General features: G+C 76.6%; 3 protein-coding genes and 1 pseudogene. 1 reads left to right on the top strand and 3 read right to left on the bottom strand.

Annotation, left to right across the window (positions count from 1 at the left end):
* The 3 genes and pseudogenes from ABD308_RS06210 to ABD308_RS06200 form a co-directional block, all read right to left on the bottom strand.
* Positions 1 to 886 (bottom strand): carboxylate-amine ligase (locus ABD308_RS06210; RefSeq protein ID WP_344328266.1); only part of this gene is annotated, 886 nt, incomplete at its 3' end.
* Positions 887 to 916: 30 nt separating this feature from the next.
* A pseudogene (locus ABD308_RS06205) lies at positions 917 to 1,921 on the bottom strand (SDR family oxidoreductase); the annotation flags it as partial.
* Between the two features lie 124 nt (positions 1,922 to 2,045).
* Complete coding sequence (locus ABD308_RS06200) at positions 2,046 to 2,573, bottom strand: DUF6328 family protein (RefSeq protein WP_344328254.1); 528 nt, start codon at positions 2,571 to 2,573, stop codon at positions 2,046 to 2,048.
* 249 nt (positions 2,574 to 2,822) lie between these two features.
* Here ABD308_RS06200 and ABD308_RS06195 point away from each other — a divergent pair, with 249 nt between their 5' ends.
* Complete coding sequence (locus ABD308_RS06195; protein WP_344328252.1) at positions 2,823 to 3,308, top strand: STAS domain-containing protein; 486 nt, start codon at positions 2,823 to 2,825, stop codon at positions 3,306 to 3,308.
* Positions 3,309 to 3,398 lie beyond the last annotated feature (90 nt).

The raw sequence follows: 3,398 nt of genomic DNA, 5'->3' as shown, positions 1-3,398 counted from the left end.
CACCCACCGGGCCGGTCTGCGCGGCCCGCCGGTGGGCGGCCGCCAGCCGGCCGTGCGGCACGGCCGGCGGGGGCAGCCCGGCCCGCGCCTCGTCGAGCAGGACCGCGCCCAGGCCGCGCAGCAGCCCGGCCAGCAGCAGGACGGTCCCCAGGTCGGCGCTGACGTCGGCGACCCGCACTTCCAGCGTCGGCACGTGCTCGGACGGCCGGGTGTACCAGTAGATCATCCGGCGGTCGAGCAGCGTTCCGGTCGCGACCAGGGCGTCCGCGCGCCGCTCGTAGCCGCGCTCGTCCACCAGAGGCGCCGCGCCGACGGTGGGCCAGCGCGACCAGCGCACGTCCCGCCAACTGGCGAACCCGCTGTCGCGGCCCGCGTCGAACGGGGAGTTGACCGTGATCGCCTGCAGCACCGGCAGCCAGGGCCGGAGCCGGTTGCCGAGCGCCAGCGCCAGCCCGCGCTCCAGCGTGCCCAGGTGCACGTGGCAGCCGCACAGCGCCCCGCCGTTGCCGTCCGCCGCGGCCGGGTAGCGGTCCGCCATCAGCCGGTAGCGCGGGTTGTCGGTGAGCACGGCCGGTTCCGGCCCGCACAGCACCGGCGTCCCGCTCGCCACCAGCAGGCAGTCCGCGTCGGCGGCCGCGGCCACCAGGACGGCGCGCAGCCGGGCGAGGTCGTCGGCCAGCTCCTTGAGCCGCAGCGCGGGGCGGCTGGTGGTCTCCACCTGCACCTGGAAGATCTCCGGCTGCACCTGGTCGTCCAGCACCGTGGCGGCCGCGGCCAGCACCTGCGGCGCGCGGGCGACCGGCAGCCGGGTGCGGCGGTCGACCAGCAGGAACTCCTCCTCCACCCCGACGGTGGGCACCGTCCTGCGGACCGGGTGCGCGGTCATGGCCGGCTCCGTCGCGATCCGCGGGCCAGCGCGGCGCCGGNCCCCGCCCGCCGCGCCCAGCAGGCCGGCCGAGACCGCCGCCAGCGGGCCGTGGTGCTGGGAGGCCCACAGCTGCGGACTGCGGTCGTGGGCCTCGTCGTCGAAGCGGCCGCGCGCGCCGTGGTCGAGGACGTCGTCGCCCGGCGTCCACAGGTTGCCGGGGCCGTCGGGCTGCGGCCGGTCCTCCTGCTGCGCCGAGCGGCCGGTGCGGGCCAGGTAGCGGTCGAGCAGGCCGGGCGCGACGGCGTTGGCCACGAGGGTGGCGGCCGTGCTCGCGCCGACCCAGTACTCGCGCCGGCCGGGGTGGTCGGCGGCGTACCGCACGGCGCGGGCGGCGAGCTCCGGCTGGTACACCGGCGCCACCGGCCGGGCGCGCCCGGGCAACCGGTTGAGCACCCAGTCGAACTGCGGGGTGTTGACCGCCGGAAGCTGCACCATGGTGACCCGCACGCCCGAGCGGGCGGCGAGCAGTTCGCAGCGCAGCGCCTCGTGCCAGCCCTGGAGGGCGTGCTTGGCGCCGCTGTACGCGCTCTGCAGCGGAATGCCCCGGTAGGCGATGGCCGAACCGACCTGGACGACGGTGCCGCGGTCGCGGGGCAGCATCCGATGCAGCGCGGCTCGGGTCCCGTTCACGTACCCAAGGTAGGTGACCTCGGTGACCCGGCGAAACTCGGCGGCGGTGATGTCCGCGAAGGGCGCGAACACTCCCGCGAAGGCGTCGTTCACCCAGATGTCGATCGGCCCGAACTCCTCCTCGGCGCGGGCCGCGACGCCCTCGCAGGCCTCCGGGTCGGCGATGTCGGCCGGCACGGCCAGCGCGGGGGCGCCCACCGATCCGGCCTCGGAGACTGCCGCGTGGAGTCCGGCCCGGCCGCGCCCGGTGAGCACCAGGCGGTCGCCGCGGGCGGCGAACTCCCGCACGCAGGCACGGCCCACCCCGGCCCCGGCCCCGGTCACGACGACGGTGCGCGGCGGCGGTTGGCGGTGACTTCTCATGGCGGGCGTGTTGCCGCCCACGCCCGAGCGAAACGTTTCGGCGCCAGCGCCAGCGCCAGCATCAGCGCCAACGCCAGCATCAGCGCCGGCTTCGGTGTCGGTGTCGGCGCGGTGCCGGTGTCGCTCAGCCGGGCGGCGGGCGCCGTTCCCGGCCGTTGTGCCGGAGCAGATGGAACACCGGCAGCAGCAGCCAGCAGACGCCGAAGTAGACCATCACCACACCCGTGATCCAGGCGGCCGCGGCGGCGCTGGTGGCCTCCCGCAGCAGCAGGAGCAGCGCCGAGCCGATGGTGAGCGCCAACAGCACCAGACCGATCGCGACCAGCCGCGCGGCGGCCTGGACCAACTGGGGCTTGAGCCGGCGGCCGGCGAAGAGCCGGTGGTAGGAGACCGGCGCGGCCAGCGAGCCGGTGGCCAGCGCGCCCAGCACCACGGTGACGACGTAGAGATTGCGGTCGAATTGCTCCAACTGGGCGAAGCGCGGCATGAACACGACGCTCAGCAGGAAGCCGAACAGGACCTGGGAGCCGGTCTGCGCCACCCGGACCTCCTGGAGCAGATCGCTCCAGCGGCGGTCCGCGCGCTCCTCCGGGGACTCCTGCCTCCCGGTCCGGTCCGGGGCGGTGTCGCCCCGCTGCGCTCCCGGTGCCATCCGGCCCGCCTCCGTCCTGTCCGTCGGGCGCCTCCCGCACCCGTCCCGATCATCCACCGGCCCCTCCCCGCGTGTAGCCGGGCCGGGAGCGGGCAAACGCGGGCCGTGGACCAGAGGACCCGCAGACCGCCCCACCCGCCGTGCCCGACCGGGCACCGGCCGGGCCGCGTCCTTCGCGCGGCCCGCACCGCCGCGCGGCATCATGGTCTGAACGGCACGGAGCCGTTACGACCGGACCGGGAGCCAGCCATGCATCTGTCCGCCGGGGACGCCGGGGACGCCGGGGACGCCGGAGACGCCCGGGAAACCGGGGGTGCGGGGGACGTGGCGGCCATGGGCGGCACGGACGACACGGGTCAGGGTCGCACCCCGGAGGCCTACCCGCCGGGGGAACTGCGCGTCACGGTGCACCGCGCCGGACCGGTGCGGATCGTCGCCGTCGGCGGAGAGCTCGACCACGACTCGGCCGACGGGCTGCGCGCCGCGCTGGCCGGGCTACCGGAGGAGGGCCTCGCCCGGATCCTGGTCGACCTCGCCGACCTGCGGTTCTGCGACTCCACCGGTCTGAACATCCTGCTGCGGGCCCAAGGGGAGGCCAAGGCGGCCGGCGTCCGCCTGGAGATCGCCGGGCCGCGCCCGCCCGTCGTCCGGCTGTTCGCCGTCACCGGAGCGGACACCGTGCTGCGGATCCACCCGAGCGTCGCCGCCGCACTCGGACCGGACGCCGGCGCGTGAGGGGACGTGAGGACCCGATGACCCTCCCCGATCCCGCCACCGCGGTCCCCGCCCGGGACGAGACCCGGCGGCTGGCGCTCGGCGGCGCCG

It is taken from the genome of Kitasatospora putterlickiae (genome assembly GCF_039527695.1).
Lineage (GTDB): Bacteria > Actinomycetota > Actinomycetes > Streptomycetales > Streptomycetaceae > Kitasatospora > Kitasatospora putterlickiae.
The sequence above is the reverse complement of the archived record's forward strand: the minus strand, read 5'-3'. Positions and strand labels throughout refer to the sequence as shown.